We start from the raw sequence: 20794 nt of genomic DNA, 5'->3' as shown, positions 1-20794 counted from the left end.
GTGGGAAAAGGGATACGCGTCATCGAGCCGCATTCGGATCTGTGACGGTAGACACACGGTAGGAGTGGGTGATCTCCACCGTCAACCGGACGAAAGCGACGTTTCGGCTCGTTATCCACGTCACAATCGTGCTGGATCAGTGCGGATGCTCGCAGTTCAGCGCCTCTGAGCAGGTCGAACGTCCAAACGGGTTAGGTCTACCTGCATGCTGAGGGTCATGTTCATGCCGTTTGGGTATCGGTCCATGTTATTTGCGTGTTGGACAGGTATCCGAGAAGCGGCATACCGTACAGGAAACGCGCACGCTCCACCACATCGCGAGGAGAACAACGGTGACCACCGGTCAACAGGAAAAGTCTGTGTTGCAACAAGATTCACGCCAAGGGGGCCGCGTGCTCCGAGTCGGGCCGCTGAAGCCGTCCCTGATGGACACTCTGGTTGCCGACTACGACGCGCTGACCTTGCCCGACGGGGACGAGCGTGAGCAGTTCCTGGCCGAACACGGCCCGTCGATCACCGCCGTCGTCACCTCCGGCCGAACCGGCGTCGACGCAGCGCTGATGGAGCGGTTGCCGCAGCTCGGAGCCGTCGTGAACTTCGGAGTCGGATACGACACCACCGACGTCGACGCGGCCACCGAGCGTGGCATCGGGGTCAGCAACACCCCGGACGTGCTCACCGACTGCGTCGCGGATCTTGCTGTCGGCCTGGTGATCGACACCGTGCGTGGGCTCTCGTCCGCGGAGCGATTCGTACGGGCCGGCCGCTGGCCGGCCGAGGGCAACACTCCGCTGACCCGTCAGGTCACCGGCAAACGAGTCGGGATCATCGGGCTCGGCCGGATCGGATCTGCAATCGCGGACCGGCTCACCGCATTCCGATGCCCCATCTCGTACCACAACCGCAACGAGATCGACGGTTCACCGTATGTGTACGCGGCCAGTCCTGTAGCGCTCGCCGAGAGCGTCGACGTACTGATCGTCGCCGCCTCGGGCGGCTCGGGAACGGCCCATCTGGTCGATCGCGCGGTGCTCGACGCGCTGGGGCCGCAGGGCTATCTGATCAACGTGGCGCGCGGAAGCGTCGTCGACGAGGAGGCGCTGATCGAACTGCTCGCCTCCGGGCAGCTCGCCGGTGCGGGTCTGGACGTGTTCGCCCACGAACCGAACGTGCCCGACTCTCTGCTCGCGATGGACAACGTGGTGCTGCTGCCGCACGTGGGCAGCGCAACGGTGGAGACTCGCGCCGCCATGGAAGCACTGACACTGGAGAACCTCGATCGATTCCTGGCCGACGGCTCCCTCGTCACGCCGGTGACGAAGTGACGGTCGTCGTCGGCTACTCGCCGACCACCGAAGGAAAAGGCGCGCTGCCCTTCGCATTTCGCGAGGCCCAGATGCGCGGAACGGATCTGCTCATCGTCGCCGAGGACAACAGCGCGGCAGACGCCGACTTCGCTGCCACCGTCGAATCGGCTCGCGAGGAGGCGTCGGCGGTCGGTGTCACGACGAAGATTCACGACAACGAGGCCGGCCGCTCGCACGCCGACAACCTGATCGACCTGTCGTTCGACGAGCAGGCTCAGTTGGTCGTCATCGGCATCCGACGTCGATCGCCCGTCGGAAAGTTGTTCATGGGCAGCATCTCTCAGCGCGTACTGCTCGAGGCGCACTGCCCGGTGACGGCCGTCAAGCCGCCGGTGGGGACGCCGCGATAGTTCGGTCGCGTGTGCGGCGGTTCGGGTGCCGAGTCGCCGGACGATGCCGGTGAGCAGGTTGACGTTGCGAAGCGCAGCCCAGAAACTCATCGGCAGGAAACTCCCGGTGGGTATGCGCTGATTCATCGCTCCAAGAATCTCGCTCAGCGGTTTCCTGAACCTCTGCGGTGCTCCAGCTGGCGTGTCAATTTCGTGTCGGTGGACATCGACCTCGACAGCAACGACCTAGCGGAAACCGACGGCAACAGCGACAATGGGGGCTACAACACACCGCGAGGAGCGCCCATGACCACCACCGAACCGCGCCGGGCCTGGACCCCCGAGCAGCGCCGGAAGGTACGCGCAGCAGCCGCAGGAGCGTCCATCAAACTCCGCGAGTACGACAACAAGCCGGTCCCGCAATGGCTCCGCGACGTCGCCGCTGGCAAAGACGCCAATCCGCCCAAAGACTGAGCACCCACGAACCCGACAAGGCCCGCTCCCAACCAGGTGCGGGCCTTCGTCGGCTTTCGTGGCGCGCCGTATTCACACGAGCACTCGACCGAGACCGGCTTCGGGCACTGTCGAACCACGCCTCGATCAGCAGGAAAAAATCACGACCACTCACGCGTCGGCAGCACATCGGTCATGAAGCGGTGCAGTGCCGGGTTGTCGTTGTCGACGCGCCAGGCAGCGTCGAGTTCGACGGGGCGTTCCTTTACGGTCCGAACCGGCCGGAACACAACGCCTTCCGGCCGCATGGTCGACGCCGACTCGGGTACCAGGGCCAGTCCGATTCCCGAGCGAACGAGCACCAGCATCGTGTGTACCTGGGTCACGTACTGCACGTAGCGCGGTGAGACCCCGACGATGGTGAAGGTGCTGATCAGCAGTTCGTGGAAGTACCGCGCGTCGACGGGCGAGTACATGATGATCGGCTGCTCGTCGAAGTCCTCTACCGACAGCTCGTCCTTTGCGGCCAGTGGGTGTTCTTCGGGCATCGCCGCGATCAACGATTCGTGCAGCACCGGCCGGGACGCGATGCCCGGTCGCTTGAGCGGGGGTCTGGCCAACCCGAGATCCAGATCGCCAATGGCCAGAGACTCCATCTGTACCGCCGAGACCATCTCGCGTAGAACGATTTTCACGTCCGGTAGCTTCTCGCGCGCGGCGTCTAGCAGCTGCGGGAGCACCGCATGCGCCGATGCCCCGGTGAATCCCACGACCACAGTCCCCAGGTCTCCGGTGGGAACGCGTCGCACCGTCAGCAGTGCGCCCTCGGCGAGGTCGAGGATGCGTCGGGCCTCGGGTAGGAAGGCCAATCCCGCGGCCGTCAGGGTCACCGACCGGCTCGTGCGGTCGATCAGCTGCACGCCGACTTCGCTCTCGAGTTGTTGGATCTGCCTGCTGAGCGGCGGCTGCGTCATGTGCAGACGTTCGGCGGCGCGGCCGAAGTGCAATTCCTCGGCGACGGCGATGAAACAGGACAGCCTGTTGAGCGAGAACATCGATTCATTCCTTGCATCGCGCTGGGAGTTCCGGCGTGCCTTTTCGTATAAATCTAGCGCACGTCGTCCGTGCTTCGATGATTGGTAACCTTCCCTCCGGTAAGAGTAGAGTTGCTCGCGGAGTGGACGCCCATCCCGGTTGTCGTCCCTCGTAACCATCGAACGGAGTCGTCGTGTCTCGAGCTGCCCAGGTGCCCGGCACCGCCGTCGAAGACGTCTCGGTGCTGGGTGCGTTGCGCTCACCGAGGCGACTGAAGACCGAGGTTCTTGCCGGACTGGTGGTGGCGCTGGCGTTGATCCCGGAAGCCATTTCGTTCTCGATCATCGCCGGTGTCGATCCGCGCGTCGGCCTGTTCGCGTCGTTCACGATGGCCGTCACCATCTCCATCGTTGGGGGTCGACCGGCGATGATCTCCGCGGCCACCGGAGCGATCGCCCTGGTGGTCGCCCCCTTGGCTCGCGAGTACGGCCTCGACTACCTCATTGCCGCGGTCATCCTCGGGGGAGTGCTGCAGATCGTGTTGAGCGTCCTCGGTGTCGCCAAGTTGATGCGATTCATTCCGCGCAGTGTCATGGTCGGATTCGTCAATGCGCTGGCTATCCTGATCTTCACCTCACAGGTGCCGTACCTGATCGGGGTGCCGTGGTTGGTCTACCCGATGGTCGCCGTCGGACTGCTCATCATGTTCTTCCTGCCGAAGCTCACCACTGTCGTGCCGGCACCTCTGATCGCCATCGTGATCCTCACCGCCGTCACACTCGTCTTCGCGCTGGCCGTCCCGGACGTGGGCGACGAGGGTGAACTGCCGTCCTCGCTGCCGTCGTTCCTGATCCCGGACGTGCCGTTCACGTTCGACACCCTGTCGATCATCGCGCCGTTCGCTCTGGCCATTGCCCTGGTCGGTCTGCTCGAATCACTGATGACGGCCAAGCTCGTCGACGACATCACCGACTCGCACTCCAACAAGACTCGTGAGGGCTGGGGCCAGGGCGTGGCGAATCTGGTCACCGGATTCACCGGCGGTATGGGCGGCTGCGCGATGATCGGCCAGACCATGATCAACGTGAAGGTCTCCGGTGCCCGCACCCGTATCTCCACGTTCCTCGCCGGCACCTTCCTGCTGATCCTGGTGGTCGGTCTCGGCGACATCGTCGCACTCATTCCGATGGCCGCATTGGTCGCCGTGATGATCATGGTGTCGGTCGGCACCTTCGACTGGCACAGCATTCACCCGAAGACGTTGCGCCGCATGCCCAAGAGCGAAACTCTCGTCATGGTGGCCACCGTGGCTGTCACCGTGGTCACCCACAACCTCGCGTACGGCGTCGTCGTCGGAGTGATCACCGCGATGGTCTTGTTCGCCAGGCGGGTTGCGCACCTGACCGAGGTTGTCGACGTCGCACATCCCGACGACGACACCCGCGTCTACGCCGTCAAGGGCGAGTTGTTCTTCGCGTCGAGCAACGATCTGATCTACCAGTTCGACTACGTCGGAGATCCGAAGAATGTCGTCATCGACATGTCCGAGTCGCACATCTGGGACGCGTCGACCGTTGCGACCCTCGACGCCATCACCACCAAGTACGCCGCCAAGGGCAAGACGGTGGAGATCGTGGGCCTGAACGCGCCGTCGACCGAGCGGCACGATCGTCTCAGTGGGAACCTGGCTGCCGAGCACTGACTAGGGTGGTTGGTCGGGCGAAGAGAGGCGGCACATGACAGACGACGGCGTACACATGCAGATCGGGCAGGTAGCTCAGCGAACCGAGCTGTCGATTCGCACGGTTCGTCACTACGACGATGTCGGTCTGGTCACGCCCTCTGCTCGGACCGTCGGCGGCTTCCGGCTCTACACCGAGTCCGACGTCGAACGCCTGCTCGTCATTCGCCGGATGAAGCCACTCGACTTCACGTTGGCCGAAATGAAACAGCTACTCGAATCCCTCGACATTCTCGGCGACGAGAACGCGACCGACGACGCGAGGTCGTCGGCCGCGGCCTTCGTTCGTGAGTGTCACACCAAGGCCGAGGAAAGCTGCCGCACGTTGCGGCGGCAGCTCGCCTACGCCGAGGAGCTGACCGAGGTGCTGTCGACTCGCGGCGCAGCGGCCCAAATCTGACCGGCCCAGATCTGACCGGCCCAAATCTGACCGCCCAGTTCTAGCCGTCCACGACCACCGGGACGATGAGGGGCTGGCGGCCCAGGGTCTGCTTGGCCCAGCGGGCCGATTCCTGCACGATGCGCTTCTCGATGTTTTCGCGGGAGGCAACCTTGACGTCGCTCTCGCGTGTGAGGGTCTTGCCGATCGCCTTGGCCAACGAGTCGAAAGCGTTTGCCTCATGAGCGAATCCGCGTCCGATGAAGTCGACGTCGTCGACCAGCAGGCCGGTGTCGGGATCGACGATGGCGATGACGGTCAGCACGCCCTCGTTCGCGAGGAGGCGACGCTCGGCCAGTGAATCCTCCGTCACGCCACCGACGGCACTGCCGTCGACGTAGATCAGTTCGATGGGGACGGAGCCGGTGATCTGCGCGACGCCGTCGTACAGGTCGATGACGCTTCCGTTCTCGGCGATGATCACGCGATCGCGAGGAACACCGGTCCTGATGGCGAGATCGGCATTGGCACGCAGGTGCCGCGACTCACCGTGTACGGGAAGCACATTGGCGGGTTCGAGGATGTTGTAGCAGTAGACGAGCTCGCCGGCGCTGGCGTGACCGGAGACGTGCACCTTCGCATTGCCCTTGTGCACCACGCGTGCACCCTTGTCGACGAGGCCGTTGATGACGCGGTAGATCGCGTTCTCGTTGCCGGGGATCAGGCTGCTCGCCATCAGCACGGTGTCGCCGTCGCCGACCTTGATCTGATGCTCGCCCGACGCCATCCGCGACAGCGCCGCGAGGGGCTCGCCCTGGGAGCCGGTGCAGATCAGCGTGATCTTGTTGGCCGGAAGCCGATTGAGCTTCGGGAGGTCCACGACGAGGCCGTCGGGAACGTCGAGGTAGCTCAGGTCGGTCGCGATCTTCATGTTGCGCACCATCGATCGGCCGACGAACGCCACCTTGCGGCCCTGTGCGTGTGCGGCGTCGAGTACCTGTTGAATGCGGTGCACGTGACTGGCGAAGCTCGACACGATCACGCGTCCCGTAGTTTCGCGGAACACCTTCTCGATGGCCGGGACCAGGTCGCGTTCGGACACCATGAACCCGGGCACTTCGGCGTTGGTGGAGTCGACGAGGAGTAGATCGAGCCCTTCCTCGCCAAGGCGTGCGAAGCTACGGAGGTCGGTGATCCGACCGTCCAGCGGGAACTGGTCCATCTTGAAGTCACCGGTGTGCAGCACCAGCCCGGCGTCGGTACGGATGGCGATGGCCAGACCGTCGGGGATCGAGTGGTTGACGGCAATGAACTCGAGCTCGAACGGGCCTTCCTGCCGGGTTTGCCCCGCCTCGACCTCGATCAGCGTGGTCGAGACCTTGAATTCCTCGAACTTGGCAGCCAGGAAATGCAGCGTCAGCCGCGACGAGATGACGGGAATGTCGCCACGCTCGCGCAGCAGATACGGGACGCCGCCGATGTGGTCCTCGTGCCCGTGCGTCAGAACGATGGCAACGACGTCGTCGAGGCGATCCCGGATGCAACTCCAGTCGGGGAGGATGACGTCGACGCCGGGCTGATGCTCCTCGGGAAACAGCACGCCGCAGTCGACGATGAGCAGCTTTCCGTCGAATTCGAAGACGGTCATGTTCCGGCCGATCTCGCCGAGACCGCCCGTCGCGATCACGCGAAGGTGCCCTGCCGACAGCGCTGAGGAGGATCGCTTTCGAGGTGCGGCGGGGGATCTGCGTTGGCGTGGTGATCTAGACATGACCTCAACGCTACGGGGGACTGCCGACCTGGCTTCGACCCCGGTCCGAAGATCCACGCATTGCTCGCCGTCGAGGGTGGAATGCCGACCGTGTCATGGCCGTCCTCGAGCCATGGGACAGCTCGTCGTCCACGTCGATCTCGCGGCCGGCGCTCGTGTCGTCAGGGGGTGCAGAGTGAACGCGATGCAGCAACCAAGGCTGCAGCGTGCACGATGTCCCTGTCGTGGGCGGTGTTCGTGGCAACGACCGCTTGGACGAGGTCCGTGTAGCACGTCGGTGATCGAAGGGCTTGCGCGTTCGAGGCAAGCTGGGTGACCACCGCAGAAGTGAGTGCGGTGATGCGTTCCCGGATCGGCGCGAGGTCCGCGGGCGCATCGGGAGCGCCGGCCGGATCGGCGTGCCACTGGGCCAGGCGGAGCGATTGGATCGCCTTGCCCACCTCGATCTGGTCGCGAACCACAGTCCCTGCGCGTTCTGGTGCAAGTCCGAGCCCGATGGCAGCGTTCTGCGCCGCATCGATCACCTGGGCCTCGCGCTCGGGATCGCTGACGGGGCCGCCTGTCTTCCACTTCACCGCGGCCACGCTGTCTGCGGTGGCCAGACGGTCTGCAAGAACGTCGGTCAGAGATTGCAGATTCTCGGCAGGCGTCTCGGCCGCGCTCGTCGCCGCCGTCGGTAACAGGACCAGCGGTACGACCGCTGAGATCACGGCAATTCTGGCGATGCGACGCAGCCGCGACGCGTTTGCCGGTAAGGACACCTCAGGAGACATCTCACGCACCTTTCGTTCGACGGTTCGACGCCGATAGTGCCCGACGACGGTGAACAACAAGGGAACCGCCATTGCGGAATCACACGTCATCACTTTAATGTGATGACACGCAACATCGGATTGCGTCTTGTGCTGGAGGGGTTCGTCGATATGCGTATTCATACGGTGGTGATCATCGGTAGCGGCTTCGGAGGTCAATGCGCCGCCAAAGCCCTGCTCGACCGCGGTATCGACGACCTCGTCATTCTCGAGCGAAGGCCCTTTCTCGGTGGAACCTGGAAGCAGAATCGCTACCCGGGCGCGGCAGTCGACGTGCAGAGTCCCCTGTACTCCATTGCCTCCGAGCCGTTCGAGTGGTCGCGCATGTTCGCCGAGCGGGAGGAACTCGAGCGCTACACCCAGCACGTGCTCGAGTCCAACGGGCTGCCGCAACGCACACATGCCGACACCGACGTTCAGAAGATCCAATGGGTCGGCGATCACTGGCTGATCACCACGTCGCGCGGTGACTACGCAGCGAAGTTCGTCGTCAATGCATCCGGGCCGCTCAGCACCCCGGTGATCCCCCCGTTCTCAGGCCGAGAGAAGTTCCGCGGCAAGCAGTTCCACACCAACGACTGGGACACTTCCTACGATCACGCCGGAAAACGGGTAGCCATCGTCGGTAGCGGTGCCAGCGCCGCACAGGTGATCCCCGCGATCCAGCCCGACGTCGAAGCGTTGCACGTCTTCCAGCGCACGCCACACTGGGTGATGCCGCGTCACGATCGCGAATTCACGCCGCTGCAACGAAAGTTGCTGCGATTCGAGCCCATTCGTCGGCTGGTGCGAGCCGGCATCTACTGGAGCCTCGAGACCCGCATCATCGGATTCAAGTACTCGCGGCGGATGCTGAAAGCCGTGGCCCAGCGGACTGCCCTGAAGCACATCGAGTCTCAGGTTCCGGACTCCCAGCTTCGGGCGAAAGTCACCCCCGACTACACCATCGGGTGCAAGCGCGTGCTGCTGTCCAACACGCTGTATCCCGCACTGGGAGAAGCGAACGTGACCCTGCACGACAAGAACGACGGCATCGCCGAGATCACCGAAACCGGGATCGTGACCACCTCGGGGGAACACGTCGACGTCGACCTGCTGGTGTGGTCGACCGGATACGACGCCACCGACGGGGTCATCTCGTATCCGGTGATCGGGCGGGACGGCCGGGCGCTGTCCGAGGTCTGGGATCCTTATCCCCGCGCCTACCTCGGCACCACGATTCCCGGTTTCCCCAACCTGTTCGTGGTCACCGGGCCGAACACCGGGATCGGGCACACCTCCGCCATCTTCCTCATCGAGGCGCAGATGGAGTACATCGTTCGAGCCGTCGACGCAGTTCAGCGCACGGGTGCAACCGCCATCGAGGTCACTGCCGCCGCCGAGCAGGAGTACACCGACACGATTCACCGCGAGATGGACGGCACCGTCTGGAAGGACGGCGGCTGCCACAGCTGGTACCAGTCGAAATCCGGGCATGTTGTCGCAATGTTCCCCGGCTTCAGCTTCACGTTCCGACGGTGGGCCAAGCGTTTTCGGCCGGAAGCCCATCACATCCATCGGTCGTCCACCGACGTGACGACGAAGGACGAGGTATCGGCATGAAGAATCATTCGGGCCAGGTAGCGCTGATCACCGGTGCGGCAGGCGGTATCGGCTCTGCTGTGGCGGCAGCACTGCATCGGCGCGGTGCCTCGATCGTCCTGGTCGACATGGAGTCGACCGATCTCGAGTCGGTTGCTGCGAAGCTGGGCAACCAGCGCGTAGCGATCGCCCATGCCGACGTCACCGTGCGAGAGCAACTCGACGCGGCGGTCGCCACCGCGATCGACACCTTCGGCTCGCTCGACATCGTGTTGGCCAACGCCGGAATCTCCAGCGGTGCAGAGGCATCGACGATCCGTTCCGTCGACGATGGTGTTTTCGAGAGAGTCATCGGGGTCAATCTCGTCGGTGTGTGGAACACGGTGCGAGCGGCGCTGCCGCACATCGTCGAGTCCGGGGGCTACGTGCTGCTCACCTCCTCGACGTACGCCTACCTCAACGGTCTGGCGAACGCACCGTACGCGGCCTCGAAGGCGGCGGTGGAACAACTCGGTCGCGCTCTGCGTGCGGAACTCGCGGGCACGAAAGCAACAGCGGGAGTGCTGTATCCGGGGTGGGTGGCGACGCCGATCGCCGACGTTGCGTTCGGCGGCGACACCGTCGCTACGGCGATGACTGCCCGCGCCTTTCCCTCGCCACTGCTCCGCCCAATCACACCGGACAAGCTTGCCCGCGTGGCCGTACGAGGCATCGGACGCCGGGCGGCGCGCATCGCCGTGCCCGGTCGCTGGATCCCGATCTCGATATTGCGCGGCATCGTCAACCCGATCATGGACGCCGCGATGGAGCGGGATGCCGAATTGATCCGTCTGACTGCCGAACTGGATGCCCGACAGTCATGAGCACGGTGTCCGAAGCGGCCGGCCGCGCCTACGGCGGTGAAAGCGCGGCCGACCGCGACGATCGCAGGCGGCGACAGTTGCTGGACGCGGGACTGCGGGTGTTCGGCAGCGTCGGGTACCGCGCCGCAACCGTCCGTGGACTGTGCCGTGAGGCCAAGATCGCCGATCGGCACTTCTACCAGTATTTCGACAAGACCGAGGATCTTCTGCTCGCCGTCTACGCAGAATGCATTGCACACCTGACCGACTCCGTGTCCGAGGCCATGGCCGAGGTGGATCCGGACGGCGACCTGAAAGCGGTGGCCGAACACTTGCTCGAACCGTTCTTCCGAGTCGTCGAGGACCCGCACCTCGCCCGGGTGGTGTGGATGGAGGTGCTCGGCGTCAGCCCTCGCGTGGAGCAGACGTATCTGACGGTGATGCAGCAATTCGGCACCCTGCTGCTCGGCTACCTCCGCACGTTGGCCGGTGATGTGCCGTCGGGCCCGGAGCTCGACGTGGACCTGCTCGCCACCGCTGCCATCGGCGCCATCAGCCACACCGCCATGACCTGGTACCAGAGCGACTACGCCGCGGATCGCCGCATCGTCGTCGCCACGATCGCGACCATGCTCGCCAATATCGTCGCGCCGCTGCAGACGTAGAGTCCGATCACCAACGTGGGCAGGTGTTCTCGAAGCTCGGATCGATGCTCTGCATGTATCCGGTGTCGTCGCGGTCACGAATTCCGCAGTCGAGGTACTGCTGATGCAGTGCCGCGAGTGCGTCCTCGTCGATCTCGATGCCCAGACCGGGTCCGGTGGGAACGGCCACTGCGCCGTCGACGAAGTTCAACACCCCCGGCACGACGACATCCTCGTTCTTCCAGGGCCAATGCGTGTCGCAGGCATAGGTCAAGTTCGGTGTCGCCGCTGCGAGATGAACCATGGCGGCCAGACTGATTCCGAGGTGGCTGTTCGAGTGCATCGACAGCCCCATCTCGAACGTATCGCAGATTCCGGCGAGCAACCTCGATCGTTGGAGTCCGCCCCAGTAATGGTGGTCGGACAACACCACCTGCACCGAATCCTTCACCACGGCAGGCTTCAGGTGATCGAAGGCAACGACACACATGTTCGTCGCCAGCGGCATCTTGGCTTCGCGCGCGACCCCGGCCATCCCGTCGAGCCCGGGTGTGGGATCTTCGAGATATTCGACGATGCCGTCGAGTTCGGCGGCTACCCGGATGGATGTGTCGACAGTCCAGGCGGCGTTGGGATCCAACCGCAACGGTAGCTCCGGGAACGCCTGCCGGAGCGCCTTGATTCCGGCGATCTCCTCGTCGGGCGTAAAGACGCCGCCCTTGACCTTGATTGCCCCGAAGCCGTACTCGTCGATCATCTTTCGGGCCTGACGAACCAATCCGTCCGGATCGATCGCCTCGCCCCATTCGTCGGGCTCCTGGCCGGGATGAGCTGCCCACTTGTAGAACAGATACGCACTGAACGGAACGGAGTCCCGAACCTTGCCGCCGAGCAGGTCGGACACCGGTCGACCCAGGATCTTGCCCTGCACGTCCAGGCACGCGATCTCGAAGGGGGAGAACACCCGATCGGTGGTGCTGGCCGTGGTGATCATGCCTGCGACGCCGTCGCCGCCGGTGATCGACAGGGTTCCCAGGACGGCATCGATGGCATCTCGGATCTCGTTGAGCGCGAACACGTCCAGACCGGAGATGGCAGTGGAGGCCGCTTCCAGTCGAGCCAGATGAGCAGTGTCGGCGTACGTTTCACCGAGTCCGACGACACCGGCGTCGGTGTCCAGCTGAATGATCGCGCGGAGCGCATATGGCTGATGCACGCCGACGGTGTTGAGCAACGGAGGATCGACGAAGGCGATCGGTGTGATTCGAGCGCCGGTGATCAGTACCGGTTCTTGCATCAGTGCACCGCAAGCTCGTCTGCCAACACGGCCCGGCCGGCGGCAACGATTGCGGTGAGTTCCTCGAGGTGCGGTGCGCTGATGTCCACCAGGGGTGGGCGAACCGGCCCTGCTTCGATGCCCTCCATCGTCACGCCGGCCTTGATGAGAGAGACGGCGTAGCCGGGAACCTTGTCGCGCAAGCGCACGAGCGGGTGGAAGAACTCGCGGAGCAGTGCGGCAGTGAGCTTGTCGTTTCCGCTGTCGAGAGAGCGGTAGAACGCCAGTGCCAGTTCGGGTGCGAACGCGAATGTCGCGGAGGAGTACAGCGTGACACCGATCGCTCGGTACGCCTGCTGGGAGACCTCGGCGGTGGGTAGTCCGTTGAAGAACTGGAAGGGCTTGCCCGACGGCTCCAGTGCGTCCAGTACCGCGCGGACGATGCGGCCGACCTGATCGAGATCGCCGGTGCCGTCCTTGAATCCGACGACGGTGGGAAGCTGTGCGACCTCGACGGCGGATTCCTCGGTGAAGCGAGCGTTGCCGCGGTTGTAGACGATCAGCGGCAGGTCCGATGCGGCGGCAACGGCCTTGGTGTAATTGACGAGACCGGCTTGCGGCATCGTCACCAGGTACGGCGGCAGCAACAGGATGCCGTCGGCTCCGTTGGCCTTCGCAGCGTGCGCGAATGCCTTTGCCTGCGCGACGGATCCGCCTGCACCGGCGTAGACCGGAACGCGGCCTGCGACGCTGTCGACTGCGGTGCGGACGATCTTGCCGAACTCCTCGATTTCTAGGGCGTGGAATTCGCCCGTGCCGCAGGCGATGAACACTCCACCGGGTCCCGCATCGACACCCTTCGTGATGTGAGCGGCCAGGAGGTCGTAATCGACCTCACCGGATGCGGTGAACGGGGTGACGGGGAAGAACAGAACTCCGTCGAGCATGGGGGTCTCCTCGAGAACTAGGTGGGGTGTGTCAGTCTTGGGTGAGCTGGCCGTCGATGCGGCGGAAGATGCCGTCCGGGTTTCCGTCCGCGATGGCGTTGGGCAACAACGATTTCGGTACGTCCTGGTACGCGACCGGGCGCAGGAAGCGTTCGATCGCGAGCGATCCGACCGACGTGGTGCGGGAGTCCGAGGTCGCGGGGAACGGCCCGCCGTGCACCATGGCATGGCCGACCTCGACTCCGGTGGGCCATCCGTCGAACAGGATCCGGCCGGCCTTGAGTTCGAGCACCGAGAGCAGCTTTCCGGCCTCGGAATGATCGGATTCGTCGGCATGAATGGTGGCGGTGAGCTGACCTTCGAGCTGTGCTGCCACCCGCCGAACCTGCTGGGCATCTGCACAGCGCACGACCAGGCTCGACGCGCCGAACACCTCGGCCTGCGCTGCCTCCGAGGTGAGGAACGTGTCCGCATCGGTGTCGAACAGCGCTGCGCGGCAGGCATTCGGGGCATCGGTGTCGGATCCCCGCGCTACCACCGTCACCGCGTCGGACAGTGTTCGCACACCCTCGGCGTAGCTCGAGGCGATGTTCGGCGTCAGCATCGTGGAGGGAGCGGATTCGTGCACGGCGGCGGCAGCGGCGTCGATGAACGACTGCAAGCCCGGGCCGTCGACGGCGATGACCAGACCGGGGTTGGTGCAGAACTGACCCGAGCCCATCGTCAGCGATGCGACGAACGCGCGGCCCAATTCGGCTCCACGGGTGGCGAGTACACCGTCCATGACGAACACCGGATTGATGGAGCTCATCTCGGCGTACACCGGGATGGGCTCACGACGACCCGCCGCTGCGGCGACGAGAGCTGTTCCACCCGAACGCGATCCGGTGAATCCGACGGCCTTGATGCGAGGGTCGGTCACCAGAGCGGTGCCGAGTCCGCGACCGGAGCCGAACAGCAACGAGAATGTGCCGGAGGGCATTCCGGTGGAGACAACCGCGTCGGTGATGGCGCGGGCGACCAGCTCGGAGGTTCCTGGATGGGCGTCGTGTGCCTTGACGATCACCGGGCAGCCGGCAGCGAGGGCGGACGCGGTGTCGCCGCCGGCGACGGAGAAGGCGAGTGGGAAGTTGCTGGCACCGAACACGGCAACCGGCCCGAGGGGGATTTGGCGCTGACGGATGTCTGCACGCGGCAGCGGGCTGCGCTCGGGCTGGGCCGGGTCGATGCGGGCTCCGTTCCAACTGCCCTCGCGCAGAACCGAAGCGAACAGGCGGAGTTGACCGGTGGTGCGGCCGACCTCGCCGGTGATGCGTGCCAGCGGCAGACCGGACTCGGCGACCGTCCGCTCGATGAGCGTGTCGCCCAGGGCCGCGATGTTGTCGGCGATGGTCTCGAGAAACCGTGCGCGAGTGTCCGACGAGGTAGCGCGGTAGTCGGCGAAGGCGTCGGCCGCTGCGGCACAGGCCCGCTCGACATCCGAGTCGTCGCCGTGGCCGTAGGCGGGTTCGAGATCTTTCCCGGTACCGGGATCGATTCCGTGAATCTGCGTCCCGGCACCGAAAACCGGAACGCCGGCGATGATCATCCGACCGGTGAGGTCGGTGGACTGTGTCGTCGACGCTGTCATGGGGTGACTCCTAAGGCAGTGGTGCGGTACGTGCAGTGACGCCGAGGCCGTGACCTGGCTCATAGCTCACCACGGTAGGAGCCGGATCGATACATGTCCAAGTCTAAAAATGTTGTGTTTGATGCAGTCTCGGTATCGCCTCGCTGACCGTCTACTCGAGCGTGGATGCCGGTCCTCGATACCTCGACTGCATCAGTCGATGCGCAGATGGTGTTGGACGGGAATCGATAGCTGGCCCTACTGTCGTCTGTGAGCCGAATCACCAGAGGTATGCGAGAAAGGTCGGGCATGGTCGTCCACACCAGCACCCCCGTCGTCACCGAAATGCGTGTCATTCCCATTGCCGGTCACGACGACATGTTGCTGAACCTCAGCGGCGCGCACGCGCCGTATTTCACCCGCAATCTGGTGGTGCTCACCGACTCGGACGGGCGCACCGGCGTCGGCGAAGTGCCGGGCGGGGAGCCGATTCGACAGACGCTCGAGGACGCGCGCGTACTGGTCGAGGGGCAGAACATCGGCCGGTACAACGCGGTGCTGGCCGCAATGCGTCGCGCGTTCGCAGATCGTGATGCAGGTGGCCGCGGCGCGCAGACGTTCGATCTGCGGATCGCCATTCATGCGGTAACGGCAGTGGAATCGGCATTGTTGGATCTGCTCGGTCAGCATCTCGGCGTCAGCGTCGCGGCGTTGCTGGGCGAAGGACAGCAGCGCGAGAAGGTGCAGGCGCTGGGCTACCTGTTCTTCGTCGCCGATCGCAACAAGACCGATCTCGCATACCGGAGCAGCGCCGACGAGGCGGCCGGAGCCGACGACTGGCTGCGGATCAGGCACGAGGAGGCGATGGATCCGGAGTCGATCGTGCGCCTCGCCGAGGCTGCGCAGGCACGCTACGGCTTCCAAGATTTCAAGCTCAAGGGTGGTGCACTGCCGGCAGCCGAGGAGGCCGCCGCTGTTCGTGCTCTGGCCGAGCGCTTTCCCGAGGCGCGAATCACGTTGGATCCCAACGGCGGCTGGTTGCTGAAGGATGCGATCGAGACCTGCCGAGGGCTGCGTGACGTGCTGGCGTACGCCGAGGATCCCGTCGGCCCCGAGGGCGGTTTCTCGGGCCGCGAGGTGATGACGGAGTTCAAGCGGGCCACCGGGTTACAGACCGCGACCAACATGATCGCGACGGACTGGCGCGAGATGGGCCACACCGTCCGGTCCGGTGCCGTGGACATCCCGCTGGCCGATCCGCACTTCTGGACGATGGCCGGGTCGGTGCGTGTCGCGCAGCTCTGCGACGCGTGGGGCCTGACGTGGGGATCGCACTCCAACAATCACTTCGACGTCTCCCTGGCGATGTTCACGCACGTCGCTGCTGCAGCTCCCGGGAACATCACCGCCATCGACACCCACTGGATCTGGCAGGACGGGCAGCGAGTGACCAAGGAGCCGTTCACGATCGAGGATGGCTACCTCACGGTGCCCGACAAGCCGGGTCTGGGTGTCGAACTCGACTTCGAGCAGATCGATGCGGCGCACGAGCTGTACCAGAAGGAAGGACTGGGGGCCCGAGACGACGCCATCGGCATGCAGTACCTGATCGAGGGCTGGACGTTCGACAGCAAGCGCCCGGCCCTCGTTCGATGAGTTCTGGTGCGTCGAGTTCTGGTGCGTCGATGAAGATCGTCGTCGGTGACCGCAACGTCGTGCCACATCGCGAGCAGTTCGAGGCGGGTCTGCCGGCGAACGCCGAGGTGGTGTGGAGCGTTCCCTTCGACGAGCAGGACGTGATCGCCCATCTCCACGACGCCGACGTCTATGTCGGCGGCAAGTTCAGTGCGGCCATGGGGGCGGCTGCCCCGAGGCTGCGGATGGTTCACGTTGCCGGTGCCGGTACCGACAACGTGGATCGATCCGGAATGCGGCCCGATGTGCAGGTGTGCAACACCTTTCACCACGAGCAGTCGATTGCCGAATACGTCGTCGCGGCAACGGTGATGTTGCGACGAAAGTTCCTGGAGCAGGACCGTGCCCTCCGCTCGGGGTTGTTTGCCACGTCCGTGTACGACCCGACCATCCCGCAGCCGTTGTCGCTGAGCGGTGCGCGGATCGGGTTCGTCGGGTTCGGGCACATCGGCCGGCAGACCTGGCAGCTGTTTCGGGCATACGGGGCAACCGGTGCTGCCGTCACCGGGAGCGGTCGTGCCCTGGGCGATGGCCTCGAATGGGTCTCGGATACCAAGGATTTGGGAAAGCTTGCCGAGTTCGCCGATGTACTCGTGGTTTCCGCACCACTGAACGAGCACACCCGCGGCATGATCGGTGCCGAGGAACTGTGCAGGCTGGGAAGCGGAGGGGTCGTCGTCAACGTCGGTCGAGGCCCGCTGATCCAGGAACAACCACTGTTCGACGCCCTCTCTCGCAACGAGATTGCAGCCGCCGCCATCGATGTCTGGTACAGCTACCCGGGGCCGGACGGGCGTGGTGAGCCCAGTTCCCTGCCGTTCCGCGAGCTGGAGAACGTGCTGATGACGCCGCACTCGTCGGGCGTCACGCATCACACGTTCGTCGGCCGGGTTGCCGACATCGCGTCGAACATCAATGCACTTGCCGTATCGATGGCCCGCTGAATTGTGTTGGACGCGTATTGGAACCCGAATTAGGCTGTGAGGCAACACCCTTCGCAATCACAGGAGATGTGAGATGACAACGTACATCGACAAGCCCTCGAGCGGTCTCACCGCGCCCGATGCGGCGATTCGGGCCCTCGCATCCGGTGACGCGTCCGTCGACAGCATCGCCGAGGTGACGCTGTCCTCGATCGTGCTGCCGCTGCGCAATCCGATCAGCGACGCCAAGGTTCTCACCGGTCGACAGAAGGCGATGACCGAGGTGGTGTTTCTGTTCGTCGAGATCCGTACCGAACAGGGCCATGAGGGAATCGGTTTCAGCTATTCGAAGCGGGCGGGTGGGCCTGCCCAGTTCGCGCACGCCCAGGAGATCGCGCCGGTGCTCATCGGTGAGGACCCGAACGATATCGGCAAGGTCTGGACCACGTTGGTGTGGGCCGGAGCGTCGGTGGGCCGCAGTGGCGTTGCCACACAGGCCATCGCTGCGATCGATATTGCCCTGTGGGATCTCAAAGCCAAGCGTGCCGGGTTACCGCTGGCGAAGCTGATCGGCGCGTCCCGCGATTCGGTGCAGACGTACAACACCTCCGGTGGATTTCTGCACACTCCGATCGAGGAGGTCATGGATAACGCGGCCGGGTCGCTCGCGAACGGCATCGGCGGTATCAAACTCAAGGTGGGCCAACCTGATTGGCGCACCGACATCTCACGCGTCACCGCGGTACGCGAGTTTCTCGGTGACGACGTCCCGCTCATGGTCGACGCCAATCAACAGTGGGATCGTCCGACGGCCAACCGCATGTGCCGCATCCTCGAGCAGTTCGACCTCGTCTGGATCGAAGAACCGCTCGATGCCTACGACGCCGAGGGTCATGCGATGCTGGCGAGAAACTTCGACACCTCCATCGCGACGGGGGAGATGCTGGCCAGCGTCGGCGAGCACGTCCGTCTCCTCGAGGCCGGCGCGGTCGACATCCTGCAGCCCGACGCACCCCGCATCGGCGGCATCACCCAGTTCCTGAAATTGGCCGGGTTGGCCGAACACCACAATGTGCAGCTTGCCCCGCACTTTGCGATGGAGATTCATCTGCACCTCGCAGCGGTGTACCCACTGCAGACCTGGGTGGAGCACTTCGACTGGTTGGACCCATTGTTCGACGAGCACCTCGAGACGCGGGACGGCCGGATGCACCTGTCCGCTCGCCCGGGGCTGGGATTCACATTGAGCGAGCAGGGCCGGGCCTGGACGGTGGCGAAGGCAGTGGTGCGCTGACGTGGAGCGCTGACGTGCGCGGAAACTCGACCCCTGCTACGAAGTTCCGCGCACGTGCCGCGAAGCGGCTTTACCGCACTCCCTCGGCTCGCAGTTCTCGGGCCCAGGCCGCAGCATGGTCGGTGAGGACGCCCGCGATGCGTTCGAGTTCGCCCGGGTACGACGCGACTTCGGCAGGCATGGAGACGCTGAGTGCGTCGGTGGCCGGAATTCGGTACGGCACCACGGTCGCGATGCAGACGACGCCGGGGGTGCCCTGCTCCTGCTCCAGTGACCAGCCGCGGCGGCGAACCTGCGCGAGTTCGGCGATCAGGGCATCACGGTCGACGATGGTGTTCTCGGTGTACCGCTCGAGTTTCTTCGGCAGCAGCTGTGTCACCTCGTCGGTCGTGAGTTCGGCGAGCAGTGCTTGGCCGAGGGCGGTGACGTGGCACGGCAGCTTGCGTCCGACACGGTGCATGCGCCGCACCTCGAGCTTGGAACCGCGGCTGGCGAGGTAGATGACGCAATCCTCGTCGCGCCGGGCGAAGTGGACGGTGTGCCGGACGTCCGAGCGCAACGTCTCCAGTACCGCTGCGGCCCGACCGACGACGGAATCCTTGTCCAGGTAGGACGTGCCCGTGAGTAGCGCGTGGGTCCCGATGCCATATCGCGAACCGGATTCGTCGGCCTCGATCCAGCGGAGGTCTTTCAGCGTCCTGAGCAGTGCATGCAGACTCGACCGCGGATACCCGCAGGCCTCCTGGAGCTCGCCGAGACTCATGCGGGTGGGAGACGCGGCCAGGGTCTCGAGGATGTGGATCGTGCGTTCGGCGGACTTCACCGGCTGGCTCTCCGGCGCAGCTGTTGCCGTGACATCGTTCACCATGGAGACAGTGTCCCCCATGATGAACGACGGCTCATACGCGGACACGAATTTTGTGGACGGACATCAGTACTCGGCGACCAGATTGTTCGAGATGTACTCGAGGTCGATGTCCTCGCCCAGGCCCGGGCGGGTGGGCATCTGGACCATCCCGTTCGCGTCGATCGGATCGACGATGGACTTCAGATGCGGCGGCACCCAGTCGTAGTCCACCAGCGGATGCAGCAGGCCGCGCTCGTACCACTGGATGTTCGGAGCACCGCCGACGAGCGCGAGGTTGGGTGCGCCGTTGCCGTGGATCTCGCAGTCGAGTCCGAAGCCGTCGGCCATGTGCACCGTCTTGAGTGCAGGCGTGATGCCGCCGCCGTTCATCGCACCGACGCGCAGGATGTCGCAGGCATCGCTCGCAATCCAGTCCGCTCGCGAACGATGCCGACCTGGTGTGGTTTCGGGACCGATGACGGGTGTGGCGATCTGATCCGCCAGCCACTTGTAGGAGCGCATCGAGAATTCGTCCATGGGCTCCTCGAACCAATCGAACTTCAGCGCATCGAGTTCGCGGCCGAGCTTGAGAGCGTCGGTGCGGGAGTACCAGTGATAGCCGTCGAGCATCAACGAAAACCCGGGCCCGACGGCATCTCGTACCGCGGCGCAGGCCTCGATGTCCCGAGTCAGGTTCGGAGCCCCTTCCAGGGGTGGCATCCAGGTGTGCAGTTTGATTCCCTGATAGCCCTGATTCTTCAGTACAACAGCAAAATCCGCGTACTCCTGGGGACTCGAAAGGCCGCCCTCGATGGTGTCTCCGCACATGGTGCTCGCGTAGGCCTTGACTTCACTTCGGGCTCCGCCCAGCAGCTTCCACACCGGGGTGTCGAATCGGTTGCCGGCCAGATCCCACAGGGCCTGATCGAGGTAGCTGCAGGTGTGTTCGGGAAGCTCGACGGCCCTGGTGCGTTGTCGAATCGCGAACTTGCGATCCATCTCCTCGCGATGCAGCGGGTCGGTACCGATCAGCACCGGCCGAAAGTGCTGCTCCACTTGATCTTCACGCAGATAGTTGGTCTTGCCCAGCACGTGCCCGCTGACTCCGTCGGAATCGGTGATGCGCAGCAAAGCCTGGGTTGTGGGTATCGACGGTCCGGGGTGTCGATGTCCGTAGGAGTCGACGGCGGTACGGGCCTCGGTCTTGAAGACCTGGACGGCAATCTCGGTGATGACGCTGGACATAGTA

The 20794-nt window shown here is 64.5% G+C and carries 19 protein-coding genes; 11 read left to right on the top strand and 8 right to left on the bottom strand.

Going from position 1 to position 20794, the window contains the following annotated elements; translation table 11 throughout:
- Positions 1-425: 425 nt before the first annotated feature.
- The 3 genes from CH268_RS10530 to CH268_RS27890 all read left to right on the top strand — a co-directional run bounded on the left by CH268_RS10530 (position 426) and on the right by CH268_RS27890 (position 2170).
- Entirely contained in the window at positions 426-1325 is a 900-nt protein-coding gene (locus CH268_RS10530) for a 2-hydroxyacid dehydrogenase (protein ID WP_169879418.1), read from the top strand.
- A complete protein-coding gene (locus tag CH268_RS10525) occupies positions 1322-1717 on the top strand; it encodes a universal stress protein (protein WP_027495308.1) in 396 nt (131 codons plus the stop codon). Before CH268_RS10530 ends, CH268_RS10525 begins: the two co-directional genes overlap by 4 nt.
- A gap of 285 nt (positions 1718-2002) precedes the next feature.
- Positions 2003-2170, top strand: coding sequence for a hypothetical protein (locus tag CH268_RS27890; protein ID WP_156158493.1), 168 nt, complete (start codon positions 2003-2005; stop codon positions 2168-2170).
- A 140-nt stretch (positions 2171-2310) separates the two neighbouring features.
- Here CH268_RS27890 and CH268_RS10515 read toward each other — a convergent pair whose 3' ends face one another.
- Positions 2311-3204: a LysR substrate-binding domain-containing protein gene (locus CH268_RS10515; RefSeq protein ID WP_094663765.1), complete on the bottom strand. Its 894-nt coding sequence runs from the start codon at positions 3202-3204 to the stop codon at positions 2311-2313.
- A 173-nt stretch (positions 3205-3377) separates the two neighbouring features.
- On the opposite strand from CH268_RS10515, the gene CH268_RS10510 reads away from it, so the two are divergent.
- Both CH268_RS10510 and CH268_RS10505 read left to right on the top strand, forming a co-directional pair.
- On the top strand, positions 3378-4886 hold the full coding sequence (locus CH268_RS10510; RefSeq protein WP_369597503.1) for a SulP family inorganic anion transporter: 1509 nt from the start codon (positions 3378-3380) through the stop codon (positions 4884-4886).
- A gap of 34 nt (positions 4887-4920) precedes the next feature.
- Entirely contained in the window at positions 4921-5325 is a 405-nt protein-coding gene (locus tag CH268_RS10505; RefSeq protein ID WP_032383326.1) for a MerR family transcriptional regulator, read from the top strand.
- 40 nt (positions 5326-5365) lie between these two features.
- On the opposite strand, the gene CH268_RS10500 is transcribed toward CH268_RS10505, so the two are convergent.
- Positions 5366-7075 carry a ribonuclease J gene (locus tag CH268_RS10500; protein ID WP_045841016.1) on the bottom strand — a complete coding sequence of 570 codons (1710 nt, stop codon included), beginning with the start codon at positions 7073-7075 and terminating at the stop codon, positions 5366-5368.
- Positions 7076-7236: 161 nt separating this feature from the next.
- The gene (aroQ, locus tag CH268_RS10495) at positions 7237-7938 is read right to left on the bottom strand and encodes a gamma subclass chorismate mutase AroQ (RefSeq protein ID WP_053068702.1); all 702 of its coding nucleotides are present in this window, start codon (positions 7936-7938) and stop codon (positions 7237-7239) included.
- A 12-nt stretch (positions 7939-7950) separates the two neighbouring features.
- Between aroQ and CH268_RS10490 the strand changes: the two genes are divergently transcribed.
- From CH268_RS10490 to CH268_RS10480, 3 genes are read left to right on the top strand one after another with little or no spacing between them, the layout of a single operon-like run.
- Positions 7951-9489, top strand: a complete 1539-nt coding sequence (locus CH268_RS10490) for a flavin-containing monooxygenase (protein ID WP_255182341.1) — start codon at positions 7951-7953, stop codon at positions 9487-9489.
- Positions 9486-10331 (top strand): SDR family NAD(P)-dependent oxidoreductase, encoded by an 846-nt coding sequence (locus tag CH268_RS10485; protein ID WP_094663759.1) that lies wholly within the window; start codon positions 9486-9488, stop codon positions 10329-10331. The genes CH268_RS10490 and CH268_RS10485 overlap by 4 nt, the downstream gene beginning before the upstream one ends.
- Positions 10328-10975, top strand: coding sequence for a TetR/AcrR family transcriptional regulator (locus CH268_RS10480; protein ID WP_094663756.1), 648 nt, complete (start codon positions 10328-10330; stop codon positions 10973-10975). The genes CH268_RS10485 and CH268_RS10480 overlap by 4 nt, the downstream gene beginning before the upstream one ends.
- A gap of 7 nt (positions 10976-10982) precedes the next feature.
- Here the strand turns inward: CH268_RS10480 and CH268_RS10475 are convergent, their stop codons facing one another.
- Genes CH268_RS10475 through CH268_RS10465 form a run of 3 tightly spaced genes read right to left on the bottom strand, consistent with a single transcriptional unit; the run spans position 10983 to position 14807 of the window.
- Positions 10983-12251: a glucarate dehydratase family protein gene (locus CH268_RS10475; RefSeq protein WP_094663754.1), complete on the bottom strand. Its 1269-nt coding sequence runs from the start codon at positions 12249-12251 to the stop codon at positions 10983-10985.
- Entirely contained in the window at positions 12251-13177 is a 927-nt protein-coding gene (locus tag CH268_RS10470; protein WP_094663752.1) for a 5-dehydro-4-deoxyglucarate dehydratase, read from the bottom strand. The genes CH268_RS10475 and CH268_RS10470 overlap by 1 nt, the downstream gene beginning before the upstream one ends.
- Positions 13178-13208: 31 nt before the next feature.
- A complete protein-coding gene (locus CH268_RS10465; RefSeq protein WP_094663750.1) occupies positions 13209-14807 on the bottom strand; it encodes an aldehyde dehydrogenase (NADP(+)) in 1599 nt (532 codons plus the stop codon).
- 288 nt (positions 14808-15095) lie between these two features.
- Between CH268_RS10465 and CH268_RS10460 the strand changes: the two genes are divergently transcribed.
- The 3 genes from CH268_RS10460 (at position 15096) to CH268_RS10450 (ending at position 18698) form a co-directional block, all read left to right on the top strand.
- Positions 15096-16442, top strand: a complete 1347-nt coding sequence (locus tag CH268_RS10460; protein WP_032383321.1) for an enolase C-terminal domain-like protein — start codon at positions 15096-15098, stop codon at positions 16440-16442.
- A 29-nt stretch (positions 16443-16471) separates the two neighbouring features.
- Positions 16472-17425: a 2-hydroxyacid dehydrogenase gene (locus tag CH268_RS10455; RefSeq protein WP_094663748.1), complete on the top strand. Its 954-nt coding sequence runs from the start codon at positions 16472-16474 to the stop codon at positions 17423-17425.
- 73 nt (positions 17426-17498) lie between these two features.
- Positions 17499-18698: an L-talarate/galactarate dehydratase gene (locus tag CH268_RS10450; protein ID WP_094663746.1), complete on the top strand. Its 1200-nt coding sequence runs from the start codon at positions 17499-17501 to the stop codon at positions 18696-18698.
- A gap of 70 nt (positions 18699-18768) precedes the next feature.
- Here CH268_RS10450 and CH268_RS10445 read toward each other — a convergent pair whose 3' ends face one another.
- Positions 18769-19566 carry an IclR family transcriptional regulator gene (locus CH268_RS10445; protein ID WP_176456778.1) on the bottom strand — a complete coding sequence of 266 codons (798 nt, stop codon included), beginning with the start codon at positions 19564-19566 and terminating at the stop codon, positions 18769-18771.
- A 63-nt stretch (positions 19567-19629) separates the two neighbouring features.
- Positions 19630-20790: an enolase C-terminal domain-like protein gene (locus tag CH268_RS10440; protein ID WP_094663744.1), complete on the bottom strand. Its 1161-nt coding sequence runs from the start codon at positions 20788-20790 to the stop codon at positions 19630-19632.
- Positions 20791-20794 lie beyond the last annotated feature (4 nt).

This window comes from Rhodococcus sp. 06-1460-1B, assembly GCF_002258475.1.
Classification (GTDB): Bacteria; Actinomycetota; Actinomycetes; order Mycobacteriales; family Mycobacteriaceae; genus Rhodococcoides; species Rhodococcoides fascians.
Note: the sequence above shows the minus strand (reverse complement) of the source record. Positions and strands in the feature narration are given on the sequence as shown.

Coding starts and splice junctions, on each gene's coding strand:
- CH268_RS10440 (WP_094663744.1), bottom strand. CDS start 20,790: ATGTCCAGCGTCATCACCGAGATTGCCGTCCAGGTCTTCAAGACCGAG.
- CH268_RS10460 (WP_032383321.1), top strand. CDS start 15,096: ATGGTCGTCCACACCAGCACCCCCGTCGTCACCGAAATGCGTGTCATT.
- CH268_RS27890 (WP_156158493.1), top strand. CDS start 2,003: ATGACCACCACCGAACCGCGCCGGGCCTGGACCCCCGAGCAGCGCCGG.
- CH268_RS10465 (WP_094663750.1), bottom strand. CDS start 14,807: ATGACAGCGTCGACGACACAGTCCACCGACCTCACCGGTCGGATGATC.
- aroQ (WP_053068702.1), bottom strand. CDS start 7,938: ATGACGTGTGATTCCGCAATGGCGGTTCCCTTGTTGTTCACCGTCGTC.
- CH268_RS10455 (WP_094663748.1), top strand. CDS start 16,472: ATGAAGATCGTCGTCGGTGACCGCAACGTCGTGCCACATCGCGAGCAG.
- CH268_RS10480 (WP_094663756.1), top strand. CDS start 10,328: ATGAGCACGGTGTCCGAAGCGGCCGGCCGCGCCTACGGCGGTGAAAGC.
- CH268_RS10530 (WP_169879418.1), top strand. CDS start 426: ATGGACACTCTGGTTGCCGACTACGACGCGCTGACCTTGCCCGACGGG.
- CH268_RS10470 (WP_094663752.1), bottom strand. CDS start 13,177: ATGCTCGACGGAGTTCTGTTCTTCCCCGTCACCCCGTTCACCGCATCC.
- CH268_RS10515 (WP_094663765.1), bottom strand. CDS start 3,204: ATGTTCTCGCTCAACAGGCTGTCCTGTTTCATCGCCGTCGCCGAGGAA.
- CH268_RS10485 (WP_094663759.1), top strand. CDS start 9,486: ATGAAGAATCATTCGGGCCAGGTAGCGCTGATCACCGGTGCGGCAGGC.
- CH268_RS10445 (WP_176456778.1), bottom strand. CDS start 19,566: ATGGTGAACGATGTCACGGCAACAGCTGCGCCGGAGAGCCAGCCGGTG.
- CH268_RS10490 (WP_255182341.1), top strand. CDS start 7,951: ATGACACGCAACATCGGATTGCGTCTTGTGCTGGAGGGGTTCGTCGAT.
- CH268_RS10475 (WP_094663754.1), bottom strand. CDS start 12,251: ATGCAAGAACCGGTACTGATCACCGGCGCTCGAATCACACCGATCGCC.
- CH268_RS10450 (WP_094663746.1), top strand. CDS start 17,499: ATGACAACGTACATCGACAAGCCCTCGAGCGGTCTCACCGCGCCCGAT.
- CH268_RS10505 (WP_032383326.1), top strand. CDS start 4,921: ATGACAGACGACGGCGTACACATGCAGATCGGGCAGGTAGCTCAGCGA.
- CH268_RS10500 (WP_045841016.1), bottom strand. CDS start 7,075: ATGTCTAGATCACCACGCCAACGCAGATCCCCCGCCGCACCTCGAAAG.